Origin of the sequence: Mesorhizobium sp. WSM4935 (genome assembly GCF_029625735.1) — a bacterium.
Classification (GTDB): domain Bacteria; phylum Pseudomonadota; class Alphaproteobacteria; order Rhizobiales; family Rhizobiaceae; genus Mesorhizobium.
The window spans coordinates 699,583-722,618 of sequence record NZ_JARTVR010000001.1; the positions used below are offsets into that span (position 1 = coordinate 699,583).

Here is a 23,036-nt window from a genome sequence, read left to right on the forward strand (position 1 = left end):
GTTGGAGCTACATAAACGACCGGTCCTGCGGGTCAGGTTCGACTTCTGGTCCACCGCCATCGACTGTCCGTTGCCGGCGCTCAGATGATGCTATGGGCTCTCACCGGCGTAGAATGGGCGCGCCGAGGACCGCAGGAGACGCTGGCGTGTTAGTCAGCGCAACATGTCGGCGAGTGCAAGGCGCATCGAGGTACTTGGGATTCCAAAAATGCCGCCATAAGGCAGGTCAAGGTCGAGAATCACGAACATCACGCTCGCGACAGAGACGACGGCGATTGCCATGACGAAGATTGACAATGAGTTTCGCGGGGCCTGGAGGCCAAAACTCAGGAACATCAATGTCAGCCAAAACGTCAGTACGCCAGCAAATGGCTCGGAAACCGTTCCCCGGGCGTCTTCGATAACAGCCCAACGCGAAGCCGTGACGTTGGAGAAAATCTCCTTGCACCGAATTGCGACCGACTGATGCAGCGAATCCTGCGGTTGCAATGCCGCTAGCGAAAGCCCGATTCCGCGCATAATCCCTGTGAGCGCTGAAGCCTCGCCGACGAGCGGAAAGTTGGACGTGTCGGGATACGCAACTCCTTCCGGCCTGGGCTCTTGGGGCCATGTGCTGGCAATGACCGCGGCTGTGTAGCCATGCAGCTGTTGGCGTTGCTCGGCAAGCTCGGAGCCGTAGTCTTGCATGCAGCCGTCGAGCTGCGTGAGAGCTGCGGCGTAATTGTTTCGGTCACGATAGGCCGAATTGTAGGAGCTGGTTTCCGAGGCCAGAAGCAAGCTCATGACGAGAGCGGCAAAGGTGACCAAGAGCGCTGTCACGTTACGCAAGAAATCGACCGATTCGCTGCTGCGATGCGGCGCGGGAAGCCTCACTCGCAAGAAAGCGCCTACCATTGCGCTGGCAACCAGCACGGCAAGCAATAGTGATGTCCAGAGGATTTCTCGGCTCATGGCAACCAATTGAACTTAGACGCGACCGGGTTGGCTGAATTGCCACAAATGATCAGGCTAGGTGTTCAGCATGGCTCCAATTCTGGCTCAACGTCGAGAACTTCTCATCGTGTAGTACAAGATCTCTTCCGACCAGCACAAACAGAAGATTGGGAAATTAGTCTCACCCTGACTGGCAATAGGGGGTGAATGGACAGGATCACATATCGATCGGTGCCGGTCCTCTGAGGGACAGTTCGGAGCCTCGCAAGCCGCTTCTGGGTTGTGTTGAAAGCCCTCAAAGCTCGATGCCGGGTATCTGCAGGCAGACATAGCGCCAGCAGATCCTGCGCGCGCGCTCAAGATCCTCTTCTTCATACTCACCGGCATTCTGCCAGAAGAAGCCGTCGATGAGGGCCGCGATGCCATCGACGATATCGTCGACCTGGTCTGCCGGGACCAGTCGCTGCGCAATCTCTCTCGGTCGACTACAATCTGCCGATCGGCACGGCGCACGCATTGCGCAACGTGTCGCTGGACATTCAGAAGGGCGAGATGCTCGGACTTGTCGGCGAATCCGGCAGCGGCAAATCGACGGTCGCCTTCGCGCTGATGGGCCTGCTCGCCAACAATGCCACGGTGACCTCAGGCACCGCCATCATCGAAGGCAGGGAGTTCGACCTGACCAAGCCTAATGCGACGGCGCCCTTGCGCGGTCGGGGCATGGCGATGATCTTTCAGGACCCAATGTTGTCGCTCAACCCGGTTTTCACCATCGGCACGCAACTGATCGAGGTGCTGCGCCGGCGCGCGCCCGACAGCGACCGCAAGACCCGGATCGCGCGGGCCGAGGATGCGCTTGCGAAGGTGAAGCTCAGCAATCCGAAGCAGCGGATGAACCAGTATCCGCATGAACTCTCTGGCGGCATGCGCCAGCGCGTGGTGATCGCCATGGCGCTGCTGTCCGAACCGGCATTGCTGATCGCCGACGAACCGACCACGGCCCTCGATGTCACGGTCGAGGCGCAGATTATGCGCGAAATCATCGGTCTGCGTGATCGCATCGGCTGTGCGGTGCTTCTGATCACGCACAGTCTGGGACTGGTCACCGAGCATTGCGACCGCATTGCGGTGCTTTACGCCGGCGAACGGCTGGAAAGCGGTTCGGTGCGGGACGTCCAGCGTCGGCCCGGCCATCCCTATACGCGCATGCTGTTCGATTGCGAGATCCCGATCGACCGCGAGCGCCATGCCGATGCCGCGCAGAACCGCTTCACCGTCATTGCCGGGGAATTGCCCGATCCACGCCGGCGGCCGCCCGGCTGCATCTTCAACGGCCGCTGCGACGTCTCGTTCGCGGATTGCGCGAAGGTGGTTCCCGGCGACTATCCCGTTGCCGGTAACGCGGCGCATGGCGCCCGCTGTCTTCGGCTGGTGACGCCATGACCGACGCGATCACAGTTCTTGACGCGCGGCTGCGCTTCGGCGAGACGGCGGCGCTGGAGAGCGTCTCGGTTTCGATCCCGCAGGGGACATGCTTCGGCATCGTCGGCGAATCCGGATCCGGCAAGACGACACTGATGCGGGCCATGCTCGGCTTGCAGCGACTGGACGCGGGCGAAATCCGCATCCTCGGCACTCCTTTGCAGCAGGGACACGCCGCGCTCAGGCAGCGCGCCCTCGTCGTCCAGCCGATCTTCCAGGACCCAGCCGCCTCGTTGTCGCCGCGCAGCCGCATTCGTACGCTGATGAACGAGGTCGGCACGGTGCTGAAAGAGCCGCATGCGGCGACGCATGAGCGCCTGCTCGTCATCCTGAAACGGCTCGGCCTGCCCGACAGTGTCATCGACAAATACCCGCATGAGATCAGTGGCGGGCAGGCGAGGCGGGTGGCGATCGCTCGCGCGCTCTTGATGAAGCCCTCCGTCCTCATCGCGGACGAGCCGACCGCCGGCCTAGACGTCTCCGTTCAGGGCGATCTGCTCAACCTTTTGCAGGACATCAGGCGCGCCGAAAACATCACGCTGGTCGTCATCAGCCACAATCTAGCGGTGGTGCGGCTGATCGCGGAAAATGCCATCGTGATGCGCGCAGGCAGGGTGGTTGAGGGCGGCGAGGTTGGATCGTTGTTCGCATCGCCTCGACAACCTTACACCCGCGAACTGTTCGCAGCCTGGCCGAGCTTGGCTTCGAACAACAAGGGCCGCTGAGCGGAAGGACATGCGCAAAGAAATTGCAAGAACAGGCGACGGCGAGAGGTTGGCGGAGAGCTGGCGCGGAGATAGTGCGTGAGGGCTGCGTCCTTGGCCTCCGCGGCCCGGAAAGCCTGCGCTACCTCCCGCAACGGGCCGGGAGCCAGCTCAACCCGGAGGCCCACTTCGGTGGATGTCTCATCAAGGTTGAGATACCCAGGTCTCCATGCAGAGCACTAACACCTCTGGCACCGCCTTGGGTAAGTCGCCTTCGAATATAAGGAAACAGCAGCGATCCACCACCAGAGATTTGTTTAACCGAAGTCTGGACGCTTACGGCCTGCCTTGAAAGAGCTACGTGGTGCGGGCCGTCGCATTTTCATGCGTGGGGAAAGAGGTTGGTGCCCAGAGGCGGATTCGAACCACCGACACGCGGATTTTCAGTCCGCTGCTCTACCAACTGAGCTATCTGGGCCTGTGCCGGCTAACGGGGGCGCCCGCCGGTTTCGCGAAGGCACCAGGCGGCGCCCCTTGAAAGCGCGTGGGTTATAGCACGGGTATCTTGGCTGTCCAGAGCAATTCCAGGAAAAGTGTGCGGCGGTTTTCCGCCCCGGAATTGCGTAAAAACAGGCGCAATTCCCGGAAAACTGCGCGGCTCTTTCCAGCTCCTGAATTGCGTGATAACAGGCACTTAGCCTAGGCGCCGGCTTGTCCGATAAGAAAAATCGCTGGAAAACAGCGGCCGCCGCTCAATCCTCGCCCTCGGGCGAGGGGCTTGGCTTAGGCGCGTCGTCCTCTTCCTCTTCCCCGTCACGGCCGGGGATGACATAGGCGCCCTTCAGCCAGCGATTGAGGTCGATGTCCTTGCAGCGCGCCGAGCAGAACGGGTAATGCTCGCGCGAGGAGGGTTTGCCGCATTCGGGGCAGGGCCGCTTCGGCCTCAGCGGCGTTACCTTGTCGTCCGAACTCATGTGTAGACCATGCTCATGAGCGCGCGGCGTGCCAGTTCTGGTGCGCCTTGAAGCCTTCGCCGGAAAGCAGCGCCACGCTCTCGTAAAGCGGCAGGCCGACCACGTTGGTATAGGAGCCGACCAGCTTGACGACGAAGGAGCCGGCCAACCCTTGCACGGCGTAGCCGCCGGCCTTGCCGCGCCATTCGCCCGACGCGATATAGGCGTCGATCTCCTCGCGCGGCAGCCGCTTGAAGCGAACGCGGGTCTCGACCAGCCGCTGCCGCAGCTTGCCGCCGGGCGTAATCAGGCAGATGCCGGAATAGACCCGGTGCGAGCGGCCGGAAAGCAGGCCGAGGCAATTGATGGCGTCGTCGATCGTCTCGGCCTTGGGCAGGATACGCCGCCCCACCGCCACCACCGTGTCGGCGGCCAGGATGAAGGCCGGTCCATAGTCTTCCTCGCTTTTCAGCGAGATAAGCGCCTTCTCGGCCTTGTCCTTGGAAAGACGCTTGGCCAGCGAGCGCGGATGCTCGGCGCGCAGCGGCGTCTCGTCGACATCGGCGGGCAGCACGCGGTCCGGTTCGATGCCGGCCTGCTGCAAGAGTTCGATGCGGCGCGGCGACCCCGAGGCAAGCACGAGCTTCTGCAGGATGCTCATCGCGCTTCGCGCCGAACTGTTACTTGAAACGGTAGGTGATGCGACCCTTGGTCAGGTCGTATGGCGTCATCTCGACCAGGACCTTGTCGCCGGTCAGCACGCGGATGCGGTTCTTGCGCATGCGGCCGGCCGTGTGGGCGATGATCTCGTGCTCGTTTTCGAGCTTCACCCGGAACATCGCATTGGGCAGCAGTTCCGTGACCACGCCCGGAAATTCGAGGACTTCTTCCTTCGGCATTCGATACCTTTGCTTGGATTGCGTTCCGGCGCCTAGAGCATGATGCCGAAAAGTGTGAAGCGGTTTTCGGACGACATCATGCTCTGATCGAGCCGGAATTTGCGGCGGAACCTATATGATAATCGCCCGCTTGTGAACATGCTTAATCCGAACCGTTTTCTGCGTCCGGAAGCGGAAAACGCCGGCTTATGCGCGCTTTCAGCCGCTCTCGCACGTCGCGATAGGCAGCCATGATGTGCTCGCGCGTCCCGCCTGTGTCGGTTGGATCGGGCATCGGCCAGTATTCGACCTCGATGGCGAGCGAGCGGGTGAGCTCGAGCGCGGCATGGTGCGCCTCCGGCGCCAGCGTTACGATCAGGTCGAAATAATCGTCCTCCAAATCCCCCAGCGTCCTGGGCTGGCGCTCGCCAAGCGAGAGGCCTTCTTCGGCGAGCACGGCATCGACGAAGGGGTCGCGTTCGCCGGCGCGCACGCCGGCCGAAGCGACGAAGGTGGTGGAGGGCAGCATGCGGCGCGCCAATTGTTCCGCGATCGGCGAGCGCACGGCATTCATGCCGCACAGGAACAGGACGGAATGCGGCAACGTGGCCAGGATTAGCCCCGCCAGTGCAGCACGCAGACCAGCGTGAACAGCCGGCGCGCCGTGTCGAAGTCGATCTCGATCTTGCCGGCGAGCCGGTCCATCAGCGTCTGCGAGCCCTCATTATGCAGGCCGCGCCGGCCCATGTCGATCGCCTCGATATGGCTCGGCGTCGAGGACCGGATGGCCTCGTAATAGCTTTCGCAGATCAGGTAATAGTCCTTGACGATGCGCCTCAGCGGCGTCAGCGACAGGATGTGGGTGACCACCTCGGCGCCGTTCTCGCGGCTGACCGCAAAGACCAGGCGCGACTCCGCCAGCGAAAGCTTGAGCTTGTAAGGGCCTGCGCCGTCATCATTGACCGGCCGAAAGCTGTTCTCCTCGATGAGGTCGAAGATCGCCACGGCCCGCTCGTGCTCGACGTCGGGCGTCGAACGTCCGATCGATTCGTCGAGCTCGACGTCGATCAGCCTGTCGCAGGTTTGGTGGTGGCCGGCCATCGCTACATGTGCAGCCTGATCGCCACCGAGCGGGCATGCGCGTCGAGCCCTTCGGCCCTGGCGAGCGCGATCGCGGCGGGCGCCAGCGCCTTGAGCTGCTCCGGGCCGAGCTTCAGGATCGAGCTGCGCTTGACGAAATCGAGCACGGACAGTCCCGACGAGAAGCGCGCCGAGCGTGCCGTCGGCAAAACATGGTTGGAGCCGCCGACATAATCGCCGATCACTTCCGGGGTGTGCCGGCCGATAAAGACGGCGCCTGCGTTGCGCATTCTGGCAAGGAATGCCTCGGCATCGTCGAAGGCGAGCTCGACATGTTCTGCAGCGATCCTGTCGACCAGCGGCAGCGAGGCGTCGAGCGTCGGCACCAGGATGACGGCGCCGAAATCGCGCCAGCTTGCCGCCGCCGTCTCGGCGCGCGGCAGAACTTTCAGCTGGCGTTCGACCGCCTGCTCGACCGCCTTGCCGAATTCTGCGTCGTCGGTGATGAGGATCGACTGGGCCGAAACATCATGCTCGGCCTGCGCCAAAAGGTCGGCCGCGATCCAGTCCGGATCGTTGTCGGCATCGGCCACAACCAGCACTTCCGACGGCCCGGCGATCATGTCAATGCCGACGGTGCCGAACACCTGGCGCTTCGCCGCCGCGACATACGCATTGCCCGGTCCGACGATCTTGGCGACCGGCCTGATCGTCTCGGTCCCGTAGGCAAGCGCTGCAACGGCCTGCGCGCCGCCGACGCGGTAGATCTCGGAAACGCCGGCAAGATCGGCGGCCACCAGCACCAGCGGGTTGATAACGCCGCCCGAGGCCGGCACGACGATGACGATGCGCTCGACGCCGGCGACTTTGGCCGGCACGGCGTTCATCAGCACTGAACTCGGGTAGCTCGCCGTGCCGCCCGGCACATAGAGGCCGACGGCTTCAATCGCCGTCCAGCGCGAGCCGAGCTCGACGCCGGCGGCATCCGTGTAGCGGTCGTCCTTGGGCTTTTGCCGCTCATGATGCGAGCGGATACGGTCGCGGGCGAATGTGAGCGCCTCGACGGTCGCCGGATCGGCCGCTGCATAGGCCGTGGCGATGTCGTCCTTCGACACGGCGATGCCGAGCGCGCCGAGATCGGCTTTGTCGAACTTACGCGTGTAGTCGATCAGCGCCTTGTCGCCCTCGGCGCGCACGCTGGCGATGATGTCGCGCACCACGGCCTCGACATCGGCCGACACCTCACGCTTGGTGGTGAGGAAAGCTGAAAAGCGCTGCTCGAAATCGGCGTCCTGCTGGCGGAGCGTGATGGCCATTGCGTTTTAGCCTCTGTGCACGGGGCGCGAGGAGGCTTCCCAGGAGCCGCCGACATCGGCAAGCCGCGCCTCGACGCATTCGACGTCGAGCATGATGGTGCCGCCGCCCGAAAACACCAATTCGATGATGCCGGCCGGCTTGCTGATAGCGATGAAGCTGACCGCCAGCAGCGACAGCACCTCGGCCGGCTTGTCGCGCGGGATGCCGCTGGTCTTGGCGCCGAGCACGCGGTCGAAATGCAGAACGCTCTGCCGCCGTTCGTTATGCTGGCGGAACAGACCGGATTTCGCTTCCCAGACGAAGCGGTTCATGGTCAGCACGAACCGCTTGGCCGCCGGCAGATATTCGAGGTCGGAGACCTTCATCACGGCGTCCTGGACATGCGCCGAGACGATGCTCAGATCCTGGTCGTCGAGCGCGATGAGCTTGAGAGCTGCCATGCGGAATGCGCACCTGAACGTTGACAATTCAACGTTCTGTTATGCGGTCTTCGCTGCTGGCGCAACCGCCCGCGAAAATTGCCGTGAAGCGTCAGCCCGAAATGCGCTCGATCACCGCGCCGCAGCCGGAGAGCTTCTCTTCCAGCCGCTCGAAGCCGCGGTCGAGGTGGTAGACGCGGTTGACTGTGGTCTCGCCTTCGGCCGCAAGGCCGGCAATGACGAGCGACACCGAGGCGCGCAGGTCGGTCGCCATCACGGGAGCGCCCTTGAGCCTGGCGACGCCGTCGACGATCGCCGTCTGGCCGGAAAGCGTGATGTGGGCGCCGAGGCGCGCGAGCTCCTGCACATGCATGAAGCGGTTCTCGAAGATTGTCTCGGTGATGCGCGACTTGCCCTTGGCCATCGTCATCAGGCCCATGAACTGCGCCTGCAGGTCGGTGGGGAAAGCGGGGAAGGGGGCAGTGGTCACGTCGACCGGCGCAATGCCGGCGCCGTTGCGCTTGACGCGGATGCCTTCATTGGTCGGCGTGATCTCGGCGCCGGTCTCGACGAGAACGTCGAGCGCCGTCTGCAACAGGTCGGGCCGTGCACCTTCCAGCATCACGTCGCCGCCTGTCATCGCCACCGCCATGGCATAGGTGCCGGTCTCGATGCGGTCCGGAATGACGCGCACGCGGGCACCCGACAGCGCCTCGACGCCCTGGATGGTGATGGTCGAGGTGCCGGCGCCGTGGATCTTGGCGCCCATGGCGATCAGGCACTCGGCGAGATTGACGATTTCCGGCTCGCGCGCGGCATTTTCCAGCACCGTCTCGCCCTTGGCGAGCGAGGCCGCCATCATCAAGACGTGGGTGGCGCCGACCGACACTTTCGGAAACACGTACCGATTGCCGTGGAGGCGGCCGTTCCGGGTCTTGGCCACGACATAGCCATTGTCGACGTCGAGCTCGGCGTCCAGCGCCTGCAGGCCTTCGAGGAACAGGTCGACCGGGCGCGTGCCGATGGCGCAGCCGCCGGGCAGCGACACCTTGGCCTCGCCCATGCGGGCAAGCAGCGGGCCGATAACCCAGAAAGAGGCGCGCATCTTCGACACCAGCTCGTAAGGCGCGGTGGTGTCGACGATGTTGCGGGCCGAAAAATTGATGGTGCGCGAATAGCCTTTCTGTTGGCTCTCGCGCCGGCCGTTGACGGAATAGTCGACGCCGTGATTGCCGAGGATGCGGATCAACTGCTCCACATCGGCCAGATGCGGCACGTTTTCGAGCGTCAGCGTGTCGTCAGTGAGCAGCGCCGCGATCATCAGCGGCAATGCCGCGTTCTTGGCGCCCGAGATCGGAATGGTACCGGCCAGCTCGTTGCCGCCGACAATTCTGATGCGATCCATAAGAAAATGTCCCCTCGGCCCGAACAGGCCGCTTCAATCGGTTGAGTATGCCCGGCTTAGACCATTGGCCGGCCTGGTTCAAGAAATAGGATTTTCCTAAAACCGGACCGACTATGGCCGGGCAGTGTGGCTGATTTGGTCAGTCCTTGTGCATTTTTCCAGCAGCCGGCAACCCTTCCGACCGCTGATCGGCATCGCCCGCGCGCCGCGAGCGCGTCTGCGCCTTGCGCTTCTGCAGATTGGCGCGCAGCGCCTCGGCCAACCGTTCCTTGCGCGCGGCTTCGCCCTTTTTCGGTGGATTTGTCTTCTCGCCCATCGTCCAACCCCTGACCGGTGGTCAGCCGGCTGCGATTCCGCAATGGGTAGCATTTTGGCCTGGCGATGTCATGAAAGCTGGAGGTCGGGCGGGTTTAAAGCATGTCTCCCGAAAGTGGGAACCGGTTTCGGGATAAAGACATGCGTAAAATCAAAAACCTAAAGCGTATGGAGCGAATCTGAAAGATCGCGACGCGCTTTAGGCCTGTGGATCAGCCGCGCATGCCGCTTCGAGCCGCATAATTGTTGGCAAGAATCGCATGCGACGCTTTGGGTTTTTCTTGGCCTTGCGCTTACCGGTTCGATATGGCAGAAGCGCCGCCATCGCAGGCTGCGGTAGCTCAGTGGTAGAGCACTCCCTTGGTAAGGGAGTAACCAATTTGACACCAAAGCTGTTTTCGCAGCAAAATCAATCCGTTATCGCCTGGCCGCTTTGCGAGTGGTGTAAGGTCTCGGTGCCGATCTGGTTTCGTTGTAACCAGCTGGCAAGTACGTCAGGACTCAGGGGACTCCAACAATCCCACCAGCGCTGTCACCAGACGCGCTTCTTGGGTCGGCTTACCAACGTTCGGCGCGCCGGCTAAAACTGCCCCTCCAAAAAGGTCCGCCCGGTCGTAAGCACTCGCAACGGCGAATGGCACCTGGAGACTGCGCAGTTTTTCCGCGACGGGAGTGACCAGTTCGTCCCCCAAATTCACGTCGAGCAACGCGACGGAGGGCACCTCGATTTCCAATAGCTTCAGGGCCGCAGCGACACTGGGAACCGGACCCATGACACGCCAATCGCGACGCTCAAGCATCGCCTTGAGGTCCATCGCGATCAGAAATTCATCTTCCACGATCAGGACGGTTTTTTGCACCTGCCTTCAATTGGGTTGGACCGCCTTTTTCAGCGGGATAGCCATCTCCACCTCCAAACCCGAGGCTCGATAGCTTTGTTCCACTTGGCCGCCGAGATCATATGCCAAGGCGAATTGAAGGAGCTGGGTCCCGTAACCGGTGGAAGAAGGCGGGGTTACCTTCGGGCCACCGCGTTCCGTCCAGTTCAGCCGCAACAGGTTCTTGTCCTCGACCGTCCAACGCAACTGGACCTGCCCGCCTGCCGTCGAGAGCGCCCCGTACTTGAGGGCGTTGGTCGCCAGCTCATGCAGGGCAAGCCCGAGAGACACCAATTGCTTGGTATCCAGATGGACCTCTGTCCCGCTCTCGATCTGTATGGATTGAGGGCTCGCTTGGAAGGGCTTCAGCGTGCGTTCTACCAAAGCTTCAAGGCTGCCATCCGCGCCACCGATGAACCCCTGATCATTTGCCTCTGTAATGGCGGTCAACCTGCCGAGAAACGCGTCTCGAAAAGCCTCCCCCGAGACGCCTGCAGCTTTGGTGTGATTTGCGAGCGCCCGCACCAATCCAAGGATGTTCTTCATTCGATGCCGAAGCTCGCCGATCAGAATTTCTATCTCGGCCTCTCTGCGCGTTCTGGAAGTTGCGTCCACGAATGACAACAACATGGTGGTGCCCAAGTTGTCGGGATTGAAAATGGTCCGCGCCGTGACGAGCATCGTCCGCTGTCCCACCCCAAGGAAATCGTGATCCACTTGGTAATCGATGACGGCTGTACTCTTCGGGATCACGTCCGAGAGGAGGCGACGCAGCTCGGGAATATTCCACTGACCGTCGCCAAGATCGTAAATCTGCCTCCCAATCGTGTCGTCGCGCTGGACTTGGAAAGTTCGGAAGAAGGCCCGGTTGGCGCTCTGGATGCACAAGGCTGCGTCCAAAACCAGCAACGGAACGGGAATCGTGTCGACAATCCCCTGCGCCTGCACATGGCCGGTCCTCAGGATCCGGTAGAGGTCTTCCAAGTTCACCATGGCTGGGTCGCGAAGTGATGGCTTACCGCATTCGGCAATGGTTTACCCCACAACGGTTGCTCGCTCAACAGTCCAAGGCTGGTGGCATCGCCTTCTCATTCTCCTTCCGCTTTCCGGCGCTTCGATTGTTGCCCCTCGTTGGCTGGCCGGCGCGGCTTCTTTTTCCCGAACACTTTGTCGATGACGCCCTTGCCCTTTTTGGCGTGGGTATAGTTTTCCATGAGTAGCTTCTTCGTCTTCCAACGGCCCTTTGCGGCCGTGGTAGCGACGTCAACGCCGTTCATCACAATCATCTCGGTCGCGAAGCTGTGGCGGCCTGGCTGATGGGTTCCGAGATAAGGGATGCCGGCCTTGGCGCAGATGCGCCTGATGTCCTTGTAGACCGAACCGCGCTGGATATAGCCGAACAAGCGTGTGTTGGGCTTCTTAGCGGCACGGCCGTTGTGGCGTGGGCCTGAGCGCCTATTCTTCCAGGGTACGCGGACCTCCCATGCGGCCAAACGTTCCCGCTTCCACTGGCGGAGTTCCTGGATCTCGTAGACCATCTCGACCGTCAGATCGGCCTCACCGTCTTCGCCATTCTTGGTGTCGCGGAAAATGACCTTGCGGTTCACCAGGTCGACGTCGGGGGAGTCGTCTTCAAGCGCGATCGCCTCAGAGACGCGGGCGCCGGTCTGGTAAATGAAGAGCATCAAGGCGCTGATCCGGGGGTCGTCGCTGTGCTCCCGGAATGTGTCGATGTAGGAACGGTCGACGGCGCGCTTCGGCGGGGTGCTCGGCCGACGCACGTCTTTGTCCGATTTCTTGAACCCCTTGATCACCACTTCCCGACATTTGCCGTCGTCGGCACTGAGATTGATGACGGCTCGGGTCGGGATGATCACCTGCCGGTTCCATGTCGTGTAGGCCGCGCCGGGGTACAGCACCTTGGCGGCGGCGCGCACGCCCGATCCTGTCATGTCCGAGATCCTGGTGTCGCCGAAATGTTCAAGCAGCTTTTGGATGTAGCTCTCGCTCTTGCCGGCTTCCAGATAGGCCTCGACGGCTTGGGCGAAGGTGAAGAGGTCCTTCGGGTCGAGATCCATTTCCTGCTGCGCGCGGACCTCGCGATTCAGACGGACCTTGTTCGCTTTGACTTCGTCAGTTTCGCCAGTGCTCTCGTGTACGCGCTGCTCGCCTTGTCGGGTCGGGACCGAGCCCGTGAGCCACCAGAACCGGCCGCGCTTATAGATGGTGAGCGGCATGACGCATTACCCCATAAAAACAACTCATCGATCTGCCGCGGCGAGATCAGCACCTGCTTGTCGACACAGTAGCAAAGGCCCGCTTTGATTGCCTTCTCGCGCAACGACCTGGCGGACATACGCAACCCTTTGTCGTGAAAACGCGAAGACCAGTATTCCGGCGTCTGCGAAACGGTAAGCACCTCGGGCGGCTGGTCGTTCATGCGTTCTTCCCGGTCGCGGCCATCTCCTCGAAATCGCCTTTCTCCGGCGCGCGCTCATGAGCATCGATGCGCGCCAGCTCATCCCATTCCTCGCAAAGGTATTCGTATTCGGACTCGTCGCTGTCGAAGAACGGACGGCGGCGGAGGTCGCGGTGCATTCGCCAACGGGTTTCGTCCGCGTAGCGACGGATGTGAAAGGGCATCACCCAATCGGGCGGCGTCGTCTTCCAGGCATCGTAGCTGGCCCATGGATCACTGGCCATGGGAACGCTCCTCGACCAACCAGGTCTGCGAATTTCCGGTGAAGCCGAAGAGGCTGTCGCCCGCCTCGATGACGGCGACAGCCCCGTCGCGCACCGCCGCGTGAACAACATGCTCGGGCACGACCTGGTAAGGCCCTTCGAACCACCATCGCCTCTGGCCACTGGAGAAGCCGAGGCGAAGGGAATCGCCCTTCGCAAGTCGCTCAATGACGGCGGCGACTTTCACGGCGCGCCTAGTTGACCGAGACGCGGCTGTGAGAGCGGCTGCGGATCGGGCGCACGGTCGCCTTGGGATGGCGGCCGAGGCCAGAGGCTTTCGCCAACTGCGACCGCGCGGCGGAATAGTTCGGCGCCACCATCGGGTAATCCGCTGGCAACCCCCACTTCGCGCGGTAGGCGTCGGGCGTGAGGCCGTGGTCGGTCATCAGATGCCGCTTGAGCGATTTGAATTTCAGCCCGTCTTCCAGGCAGATGATGAAATCGGGATGGACCGACTTCTTGGGATTGACGGCCGGCTCTTTCGGAGCGGCCTCGCTGACGATCGTCGGGGCGTCGAGCTTGCGGACAGCGCCGTGAACGCTGGCGATCAGGTCGGGTAGCTGCGTGGCCGGTACCGGGTTGTTTCCGACATAGGCTGAGACGATCGAGGCCGTCAGCTCGATGAAGTTCTTGTCTTCCATGCTTACTCTCCGTGGTAGGGGTTGTGTCGTCGAGGTCAGATCGCCTCGGGTCGACCTGGTGACGGGCGCGCGTGCCCTATTGGTGCCGGCGTCTCGAGGAGATCAATCTCCATCATGCCGGGGTAGCAGGTGGGGGAGCGGCGGCGGATCTGCCGGCGCATGGCCGCGACGTTCACCTGCTCGTAGCCGTGCTGTTGCAGGAAGGCGGCGATTGTCTCCGCCGCTTGGGCCGGCTGCGTCAGCAGCCGCTCGAATGACATGACGAGGGTCGGGCAGCGGCTCTTGGCTCCGACCGCCGCCATGTTCAATGGCCTCTCGCTCCGGATGCCTGCGACCATCGAGCGGATGCTTCTGCGGTTTGTCGCGACGCCGCTAAACATGGCGGAGACCATCTTCAACTGCGACTTGGCCTGCTCGTGCGGTTCCCGATCGAGCCAGATGACGATGTGCTTGGGCAAGTCGAAGACGGGGTGTTCGGCCGGCGCTATGAGCTTGATGGCTTGGCCCCGAAGCGCGGCGAACGCGCTCGGGTCGAAGCTGCGGAACATGCTGGCGCTGCCTTCAAAAGCGGGCCATTCGCCGACACAGGGAACGCCGCCGGCATAGAGCATCTGCATCATCAATGATGTCCCGCATCGGCCGAGACCGGCGACCACTATTGCGGGCAAACTGCTCATTGATGGTTCTCTTTGCTACCAGTTCGGTTCTTAGAGTAACCATTTTGGTTACAAAGAAGTCAAGCAAAAAAGCCGATTATTTTTGATTAGGTCTCGGGCCCGAAAGCACCTGGCTGATCCGCAAACAGGATCACGGTTCGCCAATGTCGGCGCACCCTGTGTCCCAGGCGCCGGAGCGCCTGCAACACCTTTCGCTGCAGCCAGGGCTTTTCCATCAAGTTTCCGGGAAAGCGAGGATCGCTATGCGCAGCGAGCGCCGGCACTTCGATCAGAGGGGAACCCTTGGGATATAAGCTCTGCGTCTGAACGCTCAGAGCCGGGATCATCTGATAGGATTTCAGACCGTCGGCAATTCCGCATGCGGGGTTGAACGCCACATGGTCGACCGCATCCGAGAATACTCGCGTCAGCGCTAGAAGGCGCTCGGCCGCCGGCTTCGAAAGTATGTATCCTCCGCACCCAAAGGAGAAGCTCCGTAGGCGCGCCAGTTCGAAGCCATCGCGAAGCGCAAGTACGGTGCGGTCTAGCCACACCCTTCCGACGACTGTCTCGACTTTGACGAGGTCCGCGTCGCCAGGAATCCAACTGGCCTCCCCAACCAAAAACAGACCCGCCCGCGCTGATATCAACATGTCGTCTTCGAAAACGCAGCCGTATGGGTCCGGGCCCGACGCGATCCGCTCCCAGCATTTGCGGTGGCTGAGGAAGCACCCCACCTCTTCCGGCGTCATCGGAGCTGCCCCGGGGATGGGCCTATACACGTCCGAAATTTCGGCATCGGTGAGCAGCCGCCCGTCCACCGCCGGAACTCGTTCAAAGGCTGCTCCGATCGAGTTGAGGCGGTCAGCCATGTGCTGCATTCTGCCCGGGCTGCGGTCCAGGTTGATGACGTAAGATTTCATGGAGGATGTTATTCGACACCAGTTGCGGGTCGATCCCTTACTTGAACCGCGCAACAAAGGCGGATCACGAGTGCTTGAGCCTATTTGTGATCAGGTCTCGGCGCGTCGGCGCCGATGACGCGCAGCCCTGCCTCGGTGAGACGAACATAGGTCCATGGGTACCCGTCGCTCCCTTTGAGGCTCGCCGGCCTATAAGTCTCGACGAGATTGCTATTGACGATCGCGGTAATCGCTCGCGCGATCACCTGGTTTGCTGTGGCTTCGAAATTGCTGAAACGGCCCTCCCGCTGGAGGATCGTCAGGATGCGCTCGGGGGTGATCTGCTTTCGCGGAATCTCGTCGAGGCCGACCGACCAGCAGTCGATGAAGAACATTTCAGTTTCGCCGCTCGAGTCTCAGGTAGCCGAACCCAGGTCCGGACAGGATCTTGTGGCCAGCCGCGCGTAACTGCTGCACGTAGCGATATACTGTGCGGGTGCAGATGCCGACTCGCTCGGCCAGCATCTCGGCCGTAACGACGTCGGGACCGATCTCGGCGAGGAGCTGGTCGCGTTTCAATTCCCGAATGTCATTCATAGGAGCGATCCTTGCGTTGTGGGCGTTGCGGGGGCGGCGGTCTTCGGTGGCTGCGGCAGCATCCATTTCGCCGGCACGACGGGCTTGCCCCTCTGGGCGAATGGTAGGAGGCGCTTCCAGTCGAAAAACCCGAGCTGGCCGCCGACCGGGATGAACTCGACCGGTCGCGCGTCGGCAACGATCAGCCCCTTCGGGCCGAAAAACCACGGGCTATCGAACTCGGTCACGATGTCGACGACGGTGCCGACTCCGACGATGCCGCCGCGCGCCAGCTCGGCCGGCGGCGGGCATTGGAAACCGAGAGCCCGGCAGAGACCAGCGCAGTCCTGGTATTCGTCACGCGTCATGCCGGTCGAAGCATGGATCGCGAAGTCGCCGCGGAATTTCAGGCCCGGGTTGCCCGCGCGCCAGGACCGGTTTTCGACCGGCTTCCAGCTCATCATGAGGCAGTGCGCCCAGGGCTGGCGCACCGAGAGAGCCAGCGTCGGAAGGTCATCCATCATTCGCTCCTGGCGATCAGCTTGGGTTTCAGTCTGCCTTGCTTGGCCCGGTTCTCGACCGAGATCGGGACACCCGGCCTCTGCTCGAAAATCGTCTGCAGCACCTTGCGCACCTGGTCGGCGCCGGGCGCGTCGGTGGCGAGGATCATTAGCGCCGCGTCGGAGAGCGCCTGATTGATGTTGGCTGCGCTTGCAACGACCGTCGACGCGGCGCGCATCCTGGCCCGGCTACGCTGCCGGGAGAGCCGGAAATATTCCCGCTTCTGGTCCGCGTTGAGGCTGGTGAAGCTTCCCGGCTTCGGCGCGTTCTTCGCCGTCAGCAGGCCATAAAGCTTCGCCAACGCCTCGTCGGGCGAAAGTTGCGTTTGGACATGTCCAACTGCAGTCTCCATCAAGGCGCCGCCGTCAGCAGAATGCCGATCAGGATCAGAAGCGCCCCGATGAACGAGATGACGGCGCCGAGGACATAACCCTCAACCGGCACCCAGCGGCCGGTGATATCGAGATAGGCGCGCCGTGCGCAGGCGCTGATCATGAGGATGAAGCCGACGGCCAGGAAGAACGTGCTCATCACGAGCCTGCGATGTTGGTATGCGTGGTGATGATGTTTGCGCCGCCGTCTGCGCGACCAGGATCCGATGCGGCCGGCGCAAGCCGGTAATAGTCCAGCGCGGCTTCGGCGACGGCGCACTCAGCGAGATCTTCGACCGTCCGGCCTTTCTCTGCCGAAATGGCCTTCATGCGAGCTGCGGTCAGCTCGTCGACATATACCGAGATGATCGGCATCACTCGCCGCCCTCGCTGCGATCGCGCTTGCGCGCCTTGGTGATCAGCACCACCTCGCCGTTCGGATAGATCAGCTCGACTTGCTCGTTGCGGCTGATGCCGTCGAAGATCGTCATCAGTTGGGAGGTCAGGGATACGTTCGCGCGCTCCAGCAAATCCATCTTCGCTTCCGTCTGCGCCTGAGCAATGCGCAGCTGGAGGTCCGAGATCCTGGGCGGGTGCGATACTTCGTTAGGCATGGTCAGTCTCCTCGTCGACGTCTGGTGTGAAGGGTATGAGGCCGCAGCTCGCCTTGAAGCCGATGAAGGGTTCACGAGACCCCAGGCCACCTCCATGTGGCACGCCCGGCACTCCTCCATGTGATCCATGCCGAAGCGGGTCGACCTGGTGGCCGCGCCTTTGCAGGCCGCGTTGCGCGGATCCGGTTCGCTGGTCATCGCTTATTCACCACTTCGAAGGTGAACACCCCGTCCACCACCTTCATGGTGAGGTTCGAAGAGCCGGTGGAATCGATCTCGGCCACCGGCATCTCGACTTTGTTGCCGAGCCGGCGGACCAAGGCGATGATGAGTTGGCTCTTCATCACTCGATCACCATCTGGTGCTCGTAGGAGAGGTCGCGGATGCTGGTCATCGAAAACCTCTTTGGAGCTTCGGGAATGGCCGGCTGGGAATCTTTCGTTTCGGCTTGCCCTTCCGGGCGCGCCCCTCGAGTCGCTTCGTCTTCGCGATCTCGCGCTGGTCGACCGGCGTTTTGACCCCATGCGTCGGCTTGTTCAGCGCGACGATGTTCTCCAGGCAGCAAGACGGCGGGATGGTGTCTTGGGCTTCCGGGTTCCAGCGTCGCCGTTGCAGCGCCGGGTCGTGGTCGAACTGGACCCCTTCGAGCGGGTTGAGCCGCGCGCCGCCGGGCTCCTTGCCCCCTTGGCGCACGACGATCTCAAGCTTCTCGCGGACGCTGAGCGCGCGCGGCCGCCAGTTCTCGGGCGGACCGAGCACCTGGGCGCCGTGGTCGGGGAGGAATGCGATCCGGCCGGCCATGATCAGGCCGCGCTCGGCGGAGTGAGCGCAGCCAGCCGCCGCGCCTTGATCTTGTCAGCGAGATCGCGGCTGCTCTCGTCGTCGTGGAATTGAGCCTCGACATCGAACTCGGTCCAGATTTCCTCCACGGCCGCGGCGGACTTCGCGCCCTGCAGGGCGATCTGGAAATCCTCGAAGAATTTGCCGTAGTCGAAGGCCTCTGGCTTCTCCTCCTCGGCAGCTTCGGCTCCATCGTGCATGCCCTCGACGTCCTTGTCGAAGCCGTTGTCGGGGATAGGGTCGATGGCGTCGAGGCTCGGCACCGGTGGCGGCGATGGCGGGGTGAGCCTCGCCTTGGGTGCAGGTTCGTCCTCGTCGTGCTCAATCAGATCGCCGGCGATCTCGCGGGCCTCGAACTCGTCGCGGACACCGCCGAGCACGTCGCCAAATAGCTCGCGCAGACAGAAACCGGCAGCGCGCCATTGCTTCATCCGCTTGGGATGGCGGAACCAGGAGGAATCGTTGGGGACGTCGCCCCACACCTTCTTGCCGTCGATCCAGGTGGTGCCGCGACGGGTCGGGCGCTCGTCCCAAAGGCCGGCCTGCTTGGCATCGGCAACCGAGTAGGCCACGACCTTCATTTCGCCAGTGTCGGCGCGCACCGCCTTGCACCAGCCGATGGTGCGTTCGTCGACGGTGTTCATGCCTGCCACCACGTCCTTGTGGAGGCCGAGATTGAGGAGCGCTTCCTTCGTCGCGTCGCGCAGATAGCCCAGCTCCAGCGATTTCGCCCGGCCGGACTTTCGAACGACGTTGATTAGACCGTCGCCGTAAAGCGCCGGCTTGCCGCCTATGACGGTAAAGGAGCGCAGCGAAACCATGGGTGGCAGGCCGAGCTCCGCGCCGGACATGATGACGATGGCCACCGCGCTGGTGCCCTTCTTGCCCCAACGCTTCCAGGCGTCGTCGCCGGCATCATCAGCCGGCTCGCGGCCGACAAGCGCCTGTGGCGCCAGACCGGCCTCGACGATCATGGTGGCGAGACGCCACGTTTCCTCGATCGACTGAGGGATGATGGCGCTGATCGCGCCGCCGACCATAAGGGCCGGCACCTGTGCCCGTTCGTTCATTTCCGATCCTCGGGGTTGAAGCTATTGGCGCGCCACGTCCGGCGCATTTCTTCCTGCTCGATGCGCATGTCGTTCCAGGCGAACCAGAAGGCGGCGGGGACTTCGCGGAAGAGCCGCCTGCAAGCGGCGCTGAACATCACGGGAAGCCAGAAAATGACGATGGCAACGCGGACCAGGCTCATGGCTAACGGTCCACGTCGTCGAAGACTGACCGCTTGCCGTTCTCGTTGAGCAGCGTCCCGTCGGGCGACCACATGTGCTGGCCGTTAGGATGTTTGGCCGCGCGCTGCTCATCAGTGCGCACGTCTAGGCGCAGGATCGTGAGCTTCGCCGCGTCGGAATGGTCCTTGACCTCGGCGATCGTGACGCTGGCCTCGCGGCCGCGCACGGGGACCATCACTCGCTGCCCGACGGCGACGTCGAAAGCGCCGGCGAAATAGTCGTAGGTCTTTTCGCTCTCGCCGAATTTCACGGCGACGATCTTCTGATCGCTCATGCTGCCCTCTTGTCTGGAACCCGCTCCATGCCGGCTGGCACGGCCGCGTCTTTGTTGCGCGCGATGCGGTTGGCGATTTTCTCGACCGCCTCCCGCACCTCGGGCTCGTCTTTCAGGGCCATGACCAGCGCGTCGTAATCGGTGATGTTCGCGACCCAATAGGTGTGCAGGGACATCTTGGCGCCGGTCCTGCCGGCGAAGACCGGACGGGCTTGGGCCTCGCGTGCAGCTTCCACGGCGCGCTCGCTCAGCCGCTTGGCCTCGGCCTCGGCCTCGAGCCGTCGTGCCTCCTGCTCGCTCTCCTCTGCGAATGAAGTCGCGATGCCGGGGTAGGTGTCGGCTTCGCGCTGGGCCTTCTCCTCCTCGGCGGCGCGCGCGGCGTCGGCCGCCCGCTGCGCAGCCGCTTGGGCGTCGCGCTGGATGCGGTCAGCTTCCTCGCGGGCCTTGCGCTGGCGATCCTGCTCCTGCCGGTCGAGTTCTTTTAGCCACGCCTCCCCATGCTTTTTCAGCTTCTTGGCGAGGTCCTTGGCATCGGTGCGCAGATCGCGCCATTTGTCGTCGACCGCGTTGCCGCCATCGAGCCAAGGACGCTTCTCGACGTTGAATTGTTCGTCCGCCCTGTTGGCGATGCCGGAGAGCCGCTTTGCCCACACGCCCGCCTGATCGGCCTGCTCTTGGGTGCTGATCGGCTTTTTCAGGAAGCCCTCGACGGTTTCCTTCTCGGCCGCAAGTTCAGCCGTGAGGTCCTTGTGGAGGTCGCCGGTTCTGGGCGGGAGGTTGTGTTCCTTCGAAACCGACGGAGGCTCGTCGGGCCATGGCTCGCCGGCCACCACCGAATGATAGAGCGCTTCACTGATCGGGTTGCGGCAAGCATAGTTCCAGACCTTGTCGGCCTCCGCTTCCCTACCACCCTGCAGGCAGATGACATTGCCCGCCGGGTCGCGCCAGATGGCAACGGGAACCAGGGGCGCATCCTTGAACGGACGGTTCCTGAAAAATCCTGACTCCGGGCTGTCGGCCGAAGGGGCGAGCAGGAGTAACTGATCGTGGGTCAGCTCGCGATATCCGCCCGCCAGTTTCAGGGCCTGACGCCACCATGCATATTGGTCCGCCGTCATCCGTTTGTTTCCTTTTTGTGTTACACGTGAAACCATTTTGGCAACACAATGGGCGCGACAAAGCGGTCGCGGGGTGCAGTGCTGCTTAGATTGGGAGAACCCGGCCGAGCTGGTGCGGGCGAATGGTGCGGGGGGTCACACCAGCCCGGCCGGGAGCACGCAGATACTCAACACATGACCGCGAGGCGTGATGGGAAAATACAACCAGGGGCAACTGGGCCATCGGTCTAGCGATCCTTCTGCGTATCAGGATCGTAACCGATTTGGTACGTTTTGCAAGAGGTGTTTCCGAAATGGTTACACGACAGGCAAAAAAATACGGATCAGAGTGTGGAAATCCGGAGCCGGGCGCGGCCAATGACCTTCAAATCCCCCGGCTGCACGGTTTCGTTGGTCGCCGCGGGGTTGTCGCTGTGGACCTGAACGGAGCCTGTTGTATTCGGCGAAAGGTAGCGCCACTGCACCGCGCCGGCGATTTCTAGAGCGTAGAGCCCGGGGCGATTCGGCACGTTGTCATCCAGATCGATTACAAGCGCATCCCCTTTGGCAACAACGCCATTGGCCTGGTAGGCGTCGACCATCATGAACCGAAGGGTGTGGCCCTCCGAGTTCGGCAGCATCCGTGCCAAAAACTCTGGGTCGATCACCAGCCCCGGCGCTGCGGGCCGGCTTTTGCCGGCGGAGATCTCGAAGACGTGGCTGAATTGGCTGACGTCGACCTCGGCAAGCTCTGGAAACAAAAGCTCTTCCGGCCTGACATCCAGGTGCGGCGCGATTCGTTGCGCCCACTTCATGGTGAGCTTTCGTCCGTTGGGGCCGTCGTCTTCCTCAAGGCGGCCTATTTGCGGCCTTGTGGTCCCAACGCGACGCGCCAGCTCGGCCTTGCTGATGCCGGCTTTTTCCCGGAAGTGCTTAATTCCATTCGCCATATCAATGCGGTAGCTCAAAACGGTATCGTGGGAAACTGTGCCAAATTGGTTACAATCCTTGACGTGTAACCAAATTGGTGACAAAACCCGCCCATGGAAAACCTGCATCAACTGACGAAATGGCGCTTAGATCGCAATCTAAGCACTGCTGACGTGGGCCGGATGATCGACTGTACGCGGCTGACAGTCGATCGGTACGAGGCCGGCCGGATGCCCAGGCAACCATATCTCGACCGCATCGTCGTTATGTCCGACGGTGAGGTGAACGCAAACCACTGGTTGGGCAAGGAGGCGGCAGATGTCGTTGCACGGCGCCGTGCTCCGGCTTGACCCGAGATACGATCGACACGGTTCCTCGTTCCGTCCGAAATTGGTCGGCGCGTTCAACAACTCCCCAGGCCGCAACTCCAAGCGGTTTCCAGCAATCTTCGTCGTGGGCCATCGGCATTCCCCCTGCGGTTGCAGGAATGATGGCGGGGAAATCGTTGGATGTGTCCGACAAGGCATCCGAGAATCCCGATGGGTCGTCGTTCCTTCTCCTGTTTTTTGTGAGGAATCGATGCAGGACATTGCTGCAGAGCTACAACAGGTGGTGTTCAAAGCCGCCGGAACCATCAAACCAGGCATGGGCATCAAAGCCCAGATCAACGCCGCTTGCGACGCGCTGGGCTACCCGCGCGGCCACTGGCGGGTGAGGGAGGCCTGGTATGGCACCGCTTCCAACTGGAACGGCAAAGCCATCTTCGACCTTCTCGGCCGCTACAATCGTTTGTGCCAAAAGACCGGCTCCGATGTTGAGCCAGTTAACGAACCCGTAGCCGTCATCGCGAAAGCTTCGAACACTGGGTGATTTTGACGGAGGTGTGATTTCCTCCGCCAACATCTTCGGCCCTATGTCCCGCACGCAATGTTTCAGCATGAAACATTCCGAGGAGATTTAATCAAAATGAAGCAGACGGACGTGGGGGCAACGGTAAACGCCGAAGTAAAGACAGTGATGGCCGAGTTCTGCCAGACAGCAAGAAGCATCGGATCGGCCGCCGCCGAGCACGCTGCTACGGTGCATCTTGTGGCAGCAGCGGCATATCTGGGAGAAACAGTCGGCCCCAGCGTGACTAAACAGATTCTGTCGGCGATTTTGTCGTCGATCGGATAG

At 62.2% G+C, this 23,036-nt stretch carries 38 protein-coding genes and 2 tRNA genes; 6 read left to right on the top strand and 34 right to left on the bottom strand.

The genetic code is table 11. The features are described 5' to 3' along the window. Positions 1-153 precede the first annotated feature (153 nt). Complete coding sequence (locus P9273_RS03195) at positions 154-912, bottom strand: bestrophin-like domain (protein ID WP_278047794.1); 759 nt, start codon at positions 910-912, stop codon at positions 154-156. A gap of 316 nt (positions 913-1,228) precedes the next feature. Then, complete coding sequence (locus P9273_RS03200; protein WP_278047576.1) at positions 1,229-1,450, bottom strand: hypothetical protein; 222 nt, start codon at positions 1,448-1,450, stop codon at positions 1,229-1,231. Positions 1,451-1,458: 8 nt separating this feature from the next. On the opposite strand from P9273_RS03200, the gene P9273_RS03205 reads away from it, so the two are divergent. Both P9273_RS03205 and P9273_RS03210 read left to right on the top strand, forming a co-directional pair. Then, entirely contained in the window at positions 1,459-2,376 is a 918-nt protein-coding gene (locus P9273_RS03205) for an ABC transporter ATP-binding protein (RefSeq protein WP_278047795.1), read from the top strand. Next, the gene (locus P9273_RS03210; protein WP_278047577.1) at positions 2,373-3,140 is read left to right on the top strand and encodes an ABC transporter ATP-binding protein; all 768 of its coding nucleotides are present in this window, start codon (positions 2,373-2,375) and stop codon (positions 3,138-3,140) included. Before P9273_RS03205 ends, P9273_RS03210 begins: the two co-directional genes overlap by 4 nt. Before the next feature lie 381 nt (positions 3,141-3,521). Here the strand turns inward: P9273_RS03210 and P9273_RS03215 are convergent. The 10 genes from P9273_RS03215 to P9273_RS03260 all read right to left on the bottom strand — a co-directional run bounded on the left by P9273_RS03215 (position 3,522) and on the right by P9273_RS03260 (position 9,487). After that, positions 3,522-3,597: transfer RNA gene (locus tag P9273_RS03215), tRNA-Phe, on the bottom strand. Between the two features lie 274 nt (positions 3,598-3,871). After that, on the bottom strand, positions 3,872-4,093 hold the full coding sequence (yacG, locus tag P9273_RS03220) for a DNA gyrase inhibitor YacG (protein WP_278047578.1): 222 nt from the start codon (positions 4,091-4,093) through the stop codon (positions 3,872-3,874). A 13-nt stretch (positions 4,094-4,106) separates the two neighbouring features. After that, positions 4,107-4,733 (bottom strand): Maf-like protein, encoded by a 627-nt coding sequence (locus tag P9273_RS03225; protein WP_278047579.1) that lies wholly within the window; start codon positions 4,731-4,733, stop codon positions 4,107-4,109. 19 nt (positions 4,734-4,752) lie between these two features. Continuing rightward, positions 4,753-4,971 carry a translation initiation factor IF-1 gene (gene infA, locus P9273_RS03230; protein ID WP_006200926.1) on the bottom strand — a complete coding sequence of 73 codons (219 nt, stop codon included), beginning with the start codon at positions 4,969-4,971 and terminating at the stop codon, positions 4,753-4,755. 142 nt (positions 4,972-5,113) lie between these two features. Next, positions 5,114-5,554, bottom strand: coding sequence for an arsenate-mycothiol transferase ArsC (locus tag P9273_RS03235; protein ID WP_278047580.1), 441 nt, complete (start codon positions 5,552-5,554; stop codon positions 5,114-5,116). Between the two features lie 11 nt (positions 5,555-5,565). Then, complete coding sequence (locus P9273_RS03240; protein ID WP_278047581.1) at positions 5,566-6,051, bottom strand: UPF0262 family protein; 486 nt, start codon at positions 6,049-6,051, stop codon at positions 5,566-5,568. A gap of 2 nt (positions 6,052-6,053) precedes the next feature. Further along, positions 6,054-7,346, bottom strand: coding sequence for a histidinol dehydrogenase (hisD, locus tag P9273_RS03245; RefSeq protein WP_278047582.1), 1,293 nt, complete (start codon positions 7,344-7,346; stop codon positions 6,054-6,056). Between the two features lie 6 nt (positions 7,347-7,352). After that, positions 7,353-7,787 carry a DUF2948 family protein gene (locus P9273_RS03250; RefSeq protein WP_278047583.1) on the bottom strand — a complete coding sequence of 145 codons (435 nt, stop codon included), beginning with the start codon at positions 7,785-7,787 and terminating at the stop codon, positions 7,353-7,355. Positions 7,788-7,878: 91 nt separating this feature from the next. Beyond that, a complete protein-coding gene (gene murA / locus P9273_RS03255) occupies positions 7,879-9,171 on the bottom strand; it encodes a UDP-N-acetylglucosamine 1-carboxyvinyltransferase (RefSeq protein ID WP_278047584.1) in 1,293 nt (430 codons plus the stop codon). Between the two features lie 139 nt (positions 9,172-9,310). Beyond that, positions 9,311-9,487: a hypothetical protein gene (locus P9273_RS03260; protein ID WP_278047585.1), complete on the bottom strand. Its 177-nt coding sequence runs from the start codon at positions 9,485-9,487 to the stop codon at positions 9,311-9,313. A gap of 329 nt (positions 9,488-9,816) precedes the next feature. Here P9273_RS03260 and P9273_RS03265 point away from each other — a divergent pair. After that, positions 9,817-9,892: transfer RNA gene (locus tag P9273_RS03265), tRNA-Thr, on the top strand. An 88-nt stretch (positions 9,893-9,980) separates the two neighbouring features. Here P9273_RS03265 and P9273_RS03270 read toward each other — a convergent pair. The 22 genes from P9273_RS03270 to P9273_RS03375 all read right to left on the bottom strand — a co-directional run bounded on the left by P9273_RS03270 (position 9,981) and on the right by P9273_RS03375 (position 21,898). Next, a complete protein-coding gene (locus P9273_RS03270) occupies positions 9,981-10,346 on the bottom strand; it encodes a response regulator (protein ID WP_278047586.1) in 366 nt (121 codons plus the stop codon). Between the two features lie 6 nt (positions 10,347-10,352). Beyond that, entirely contained in the window at positions 10,353-11,357 is a 1,005-nt protein-coding gene (locus P9273_RS03275; protein ID WP_336619356.1) for an HWE histidine kinase domain-containing protein, read from the bottom strand. 95 nt (positions 11,358-11,452) lie between these two features. Further along, positions 11,453-12,601, bottom strand: a complete 1,149-nt coding sequence (locus tag P9273_RS03280) for a tyrosine-type recombinase/integrase (protein ID WP_278047587.1) — start codon at positions 12,599-12,601, stop codon at positions 11,453-11,455. A gap of 199 nt (positions 12,602-12,800) precedes the next feature. Continuing rightward, entirely contained in the window at positions 12,801-13,067 is a 267-nt protein-coding gene (locus tag P9273_RS03285) for a hypothetical protein (RefSeq protein ID WP_278047588.1), read from the bottom strand. Continuing rightward, positions 13,057-13,293: a hypothetical protein gene (locus P9273_RS03290; RefSeq protein ID WP_278047589.1), complete on the bottom strand. Its 237-nt coding sequence runs from the start codon at positions 13,291-13,293 to the stop codon at positions 13,057-13,059. The genes P9273_RS03285 and P9273_RS03290 overlap by 11 nt, the downstream gene beginning before the upstream one ends. 7 nt (positions 13,294-13,300) lie before the next feature. Then, positions 13,301-13,747, bottom strand: coding sequence for a MucR family transcriptional regulator (locus P9273_RS03295; protein ID WP_278047590.1), 447 nt, complete (start codon positions 13,745-13,747; stop codon positions 13,301-13,303). A 35-nt stretch (positions 13,748-13,782) separates the two neighbouring features. Next, positions 13,783-14,367: a hypothetical protein gene (locus tag P9273_RS03300; RefSeq protein WP_278047591.1), complete on the bottom strand. Its 585-nt coding sequence runs from the start codon at positions 14,365-14,367 to the stop codon at positions 13,783-13,785. Between the two features lie 143 nt (positions 14,368-14,510). Beyond that, on the bottom strand, positions 14,511-15,326 hold the full coding sequence (locus P9273_RS03305) for a glycosyltransferase family 25 protein (protein ID WP_278047592.1): 816 nt from the start codon (positions 15,324-15,326) through the stop codon (positions 14,511-14,513). An 80-nt stretch (positions 15,327-15,406) separates the two neighbouring features. Further along, on the bottom strand, positions 15,407-15,700 hold the full coding sequence (locus P9273_RS03310; RefSeq protein ID WP_278047593.1) for a hypothetical protein: 294 nt from the start codon (positions 15,698-15,700) through the stop codon (positions 15,407-15,409). 1 nt (position 15,701) lies between these two features. Beyond that, positions 15,702-15,902 carry a helix-turn-helix domain-containing protein gene (locus P9273_RS03315; RefSeq protein WP_278047594.1) on the bottom strand — a complete coding sequence of 67 codons (201 nt, stop codon included), beginning with the start codon at positions 15,900-15,902 and terminating at the stop codon, positions 15,702-15,704. After that, on the bottom strand, positions 15,899-16,402 hold the full coding sequence (locus P9273_RS03320; RefSeq protein ID WP_278047595.1) for a hypothetical protein: 504 nt from the start codon (positions 16,400-16,402) through the stop codon (positions 15,899-15,901). Before P9273_RS03320 ends, P9273_RS03315 begins: the two co-directional genes overlap by 4 nt. Continuing rightward, the gene (locus P9273_RS03325; RefSeq protein WP_278047596.1) at positions 16,402-16,794 is read right to left on the bottom strand and encodes a hypothetical protein; all 393 of its coding nucleotides are present in this window, start codon (positions 16,792-16,794) and stop codon (positions 16,402-16,404) included. Before P9273_RS03325 ends, P9273_RS03320 begins: the two co-directional genes overlap by 1 nt. Further along, complete coding sequence (locus P9273_RS03330; protein ID WP_128314367.1) at positions 16,794-16,973, bottom strand: hypothetical protein; 180 nt, start codon at positions 16,971-16,973, stop codon at positions 16,794-16,796. The genes P9273_RS03325 and P9273_RS03330 overlap by 1 nt, the downstream gene beginning before the upstream one ends. Further along, the gene (locus P9273_RS03335; RefSeq protein ID WP_278047597.1) at positions 16,973-17,188 is read right to left on the bottom strand and encodes a hypothetical protein; all 216 of its coding nucleotides are present in this window, start codon (positions 17,186-17,188) and stop codon (positions 16,973-16,975) included. Before P9273_RS03335 ends, P9273_RS03330 begins: the two co-directional genes overlap by 1 nt. Next, a complete protein-coding gene (locus tag P9273_RS03340; RefSeq protein WP_278047598.1) occupies positions 17,188-17,625 on the bottom strand; it encodes a hypothetical protein in 438 nt (145 codons plus the stop codon). The genes P9273_RS03335 and P9273_RS03340 overlap by 1 nt, the downstream gene beginning before the upstream one ends. Continuing rightward, entirely contained in the window at positions 17,622-17,771 is a 150-nt protein-coding gene (locus P9273_RS03345) for a hypothetical protein (protein WP_278047599.1), read from the bottom strand. The genes P9273_RS03340 and P9273_RS03345 overlap by 4 nt, the downstream gene beginning before the upstream one ends. 46 nt (positions 17,772-17,817) lie before the next feature. Continuing rightward, positions 17,818-18,228, bottom strand: a complete 411-nt coding sequence (locus P9273_RS03350) for a hypothetical protein (protein ID WP_278047600.1) — start codon at positions 18,226-18,228, stop codon at positions 17,818-17,820. 2 nt (positions 18,229-18,230) lie between these two features. Further along, positions 18,231-19,337, bottom strand: coding sequence for a hypothetical protein (locus tag P9273_RS03355; RefSeq protein WP_278047601.1), 1,107 nt, complete (start codon positions 19,335-19,337; stop codon positions 18,231-18,233). Beyond that, positions 19,334-19,519 carry a hypothetical protein gene (locus P9273_RS03360; RefSeq protein WP_278047602.1) on the bottom strand — a complete coding sequence of 62 codons (186 nt, stop codon included), beginning with the start codon at positions 19,517-19,519 and terminating at the stop codon, positions 19,334-19,336. The genes P9273_RS03355 and P9273_RS03360 overlap by 4 nt, the downstream gene beginning before the upstream one ends. Positions 19,520-19,521: 2 nt before the next feature. Next, positions 19,522-19,833, bottom strand: a complete 312-nt coding sequence (locus P9273_RS03365; RefSeq protein WP_278047603.1) for a hypothetical protein — start codon at positions 19,831-19,833, stop codon at positions 19,522-19,524. Continuing rightward, a complete protein-coding gene (locus P9273_RS03370) occupies positions 19,830-20,951 on the bottom strand; it encodes a hypothetical protein (RefSeq protein WP_278047604.1) in 1,122 nt (373 codons plus the stop codon). Before P9273_RS03370 ends, P9273_RS03365 begins: the two co-directional genes overlap by 4 nt. Positions 20,952-21,274: 323 nt before the next feature. Continuing rightward, positions 21,275-21,898, bottom strand: coding sequence for an XRE family transcriptional regulator (locus P9273_RS03375; RefSeq protein WP_278047605.1), 624 nt, complete (start codon positions 21,896-21,898; stop codon positions 21,275-21,277). A 75-nt stretch (positions 21,899-21,973) separates the two neighbouring features. On the opposite strand from P9273_RS03375, the gene P9273_RS03380 reads away from it, so the two are divergent. The 3 genes from P9273_RS03380 to P9273_RS03390 all read left to right on the top strand — a co-directional run bounded on the left by P9273_RS03380 (position 21,974) and on the right by P9273_RS03390 (position 23,036). Next, complete coding sequence (locus P9273_RS03380; protein ID WP_278047606.1) at positions 21,974-22,210, top strand: helix-turn-helix domain-containing protein; 237 nt, start codon at positions 21,974-21,976, stop codon at positions 22,208-22,210. Positions 22,211-22,439: 229 nt separating this feature from the next. Continuing rightward, a complete protein-coding gene (locus P9273_RS03385) occupies positions 22,440-22,730 on the top strand; it encodes a hypothetical protein (protein WP_278047607.1) in 291 nt (96 codons plus the stop codon). A 96-nt stretch (positions 22,731-22,826) separates the two neighbouring features. After that, entirely contained in the window at positions 22,827-23,036 is a 210-nt protein-coding gene (locus P9273_RS03390; RefSeq protein ID WP_128314376.1) for a hypothetical protein, read from the top strand.

Excerpts from the sequence above, each read along its gene's own strand:
- P9273_RS03240 (WP_278047581.1), bottom strand. The coding sequence starts at position 6,051 with ATGGCCGGCCACCACCAAACCTGCGACAGGCTGATCGACGTCGAGCTC.
- P9273_RS03385 (WP_278047607.1), top strand. The coding sequence starts at position 22,440 with ATGCAGGACATTGCTGCAGAGCTACAACAGGTGGTGTTCAAAGCCGCC.
- yacG (WP_278047578.1), bottom strand. The coding sequence starts at position 4,093 with ATGAGTTCGGACGACAAGGTAACGCCGCTGAGGCCGAAGCGGCCCTGC.
- P9273_RS03225 (WP_278047579.1), bottom strand. The coding sequence starts at position 4,733 with ATGAGCATCCTGCAGAAGCTCGTGCTTGCCTCGGGGTCGCCGCGCCGC.
- P9273_RS03280 (WP_278047587.1), bottom strand. The coding sequence starts at position 12,601 with ATGCCGCTCACCATCTATAAGCGCGGCCGGTTCTGGTGGCTCACGGGC.
- P9273_RS03340 (WP_278047598.1), bottom strand. The coding sequence starts at position 17,625 with ATGACCAGCGAACCGGATCCGCGCAACGCGGCCTGCAAAGGCGCGGCC.
- P9273_RS03310 (WP_278047593.1), bottom strand. The coding sequence starts at position 15,700 with ATGTTCTTCATCGACTGCTGGTCGGTCGGCCTCGACGAGATTCCGCGA.
- P9273_RS03210 (WP_278047577.1), top strand. The coding sequence starts at position 2,373 with ATGACCGACGCGATCACAGTTCTTGACGCGCGGCTGCGCTTCGGCGAG.
- P9273_RS03370 (WP_278047604.1), bottom strand. The coding sequence starts at position 20,951 with ATGACGGCGGACCAATATGCATGGTGGCGTCAGGCCCTGAAACTGGCG.
- infA (WP_006200926.1), bottom strand. The coding sequence starts at position 4,971 with ATGCCGAAGGAAGAAGTCCTCGAATTTCCGGGCGTGGTCACGGAACTG.
- P9273_RS03300 (WP_278047591.1), bottom strand. The coding sequence starts at position 14,367 with ATGATGCAGATGCTCTATGCCGGCGGCGTTCCCTGTGTCGGCGAATGG.
- P9273_RS03330 (WP_128314367.1), bottom strand. The coding sequence starts at position 16,973 with ATGAGCACGTTCTTCCTGGCCGTCGGCTTCATCCTCATGATCAGCGCC.
- P9273_RS03295 (WP_278047590.1), bottom strand. The coding sequence starts at position 13,747 with ATGGAAGACAAGAACTTCATCGAGCTGACGGCCTCGATCGTCTCAGCC.
- P9273_RS03285 (WP_278047588.1), bottom strand. The coding sequence starts at position 13,067 with ATGGCCAGTGATCCATGGGCCAGCTACGATGCCTGGAAGACGACGCCG.
- P9273_RS03320 (WP_278047595.1), bottom strand. The coding sequence starts at position 16,402 with ATGGATGACCTTCCGACGCTGGCTCTCTCGGTGCGCCAGCCCTGGGCG.
- P9273_RS03305 (WP_278047592.1), bottom strand. The coding sequence starts at position 15,326 with ATGAAATCTTACGTCATCAACCTGGACCGCAGCCCGGGCAGAATGCAG.
- P9273_RS03275 (WP_336619356.1), bottom strand. The coding sequence starts at position 11,357 with ATGGTGAACTTGGAAGACCTCTACCGGATCCTGAGGACCGGCCATGTG.
- P9273_RS03350 (WP_278047600.1), bottom strand. The coding sequence starts at position 18,228 with ATGGCCGGCCGGATCGCATTCCTCCCCGACCACGGCGCCCAGGTGCTC.
- P9273_RS03365 (WP_278047603.1), bottom strand. The coding sequence starts at position 19,833 with ATGAGCGATCAGAAGATCGTCGCCGTGAAATTCGGCGAGAGCGAAAAG.
- P9273_RS03250 (WP_278047583.1), bottom strand. The coding sequence starts at position 7,787 with ATGGCAGCTCTCAAGCTCATCGCGCTCGACGACCAGGATCTGAGCATC.
- P9273_RS03380 (WP_278047606.1), top strand. The coding sequence starts at position 21,974 with ATGGAAAACCTGCATCAACTGACGAAATGGCGCTTAGATCGCAATCTA.
- P9273_RS03200 (WP_278047576.1), bottom strand. The coding sequence starts at position 1,450 with ATGCGTGCGCCGTGCCGATCGGCAGATTGTAGTCGACCGAGAGAGATT.
- P9273_RS03260 (WP_278047585.1), bottom strand. The coding sequence starts at position 9,487 with ATGGGCGAGAAGACAAATCCACCGAAAAAGGGCGAAGCCGCGCGCAAG.
- P9273_RS03360 (WP_278047602.1), bottom strand. The coding sequence starts at position 19,519 with ATGAGCCTGGTCCGCGTTGCCATCGTCATTTTCTGGCTTCCCGTGATG.
- P9273_RS03390 (WP_128314376.1), top strand. The coding sequence starts at position 22,827 with ATGAAGCAGACGGACGTGGGGGCAACGGTAAACGCCGAAGTAAAGACA.
- hisD (WP_278047582.1), bottom strand. The coding sequence starts at position 7,346 with ATGGCCATCACGCTCCGCCAGCAGGACGCCGATTTCGAGCAGCGCTTT.
- murA (WP_278047584.1), bottom strand. The coding sequence starts at position 9,171 with ATGGATCGCATCAGAATTGTCGGCGGCAACGAGCTGGCCGGTACCATT.
- P9273_RS03325 (WP_278047596.1), bottom strand. The coding sequence starts at position 16,794 with ATGGAGACTGCAGTTGGACATGTCCAAACGCAACTTTCGCCCGACGAG.
- P9273_RS03315 (WP_278047594.1), bottom strand. The coding sequence starts at position 15,902 with ATGAATGACATTCGGGAATTGAAACGCGACCAGCTCCTCGCCGAGATC.
- P9273_RS03345 (WP_278047599.1), bottom strand. The coding sequence starts at position 17,771 with ATGAAGAGCCAACTCATCATCGCCTTGGTCCGCCGGCTCGGCAACAAA.
- P9273_RS03355 (WP_278047601.1), bottom strand. The coding sequence starts at position 19,337 with ATGAACGAACGGGCACAGGTGCCGGCCCTTATGGTCGGCGGCGCGATC.
- P9273_RS03335 (WP_278047597.1), bottom strand. The coding sequence starts at position 17,188 with ATGCCGATCATCTCGGTATATGTCGACGAGCTGACCGCAGCTCGCATG.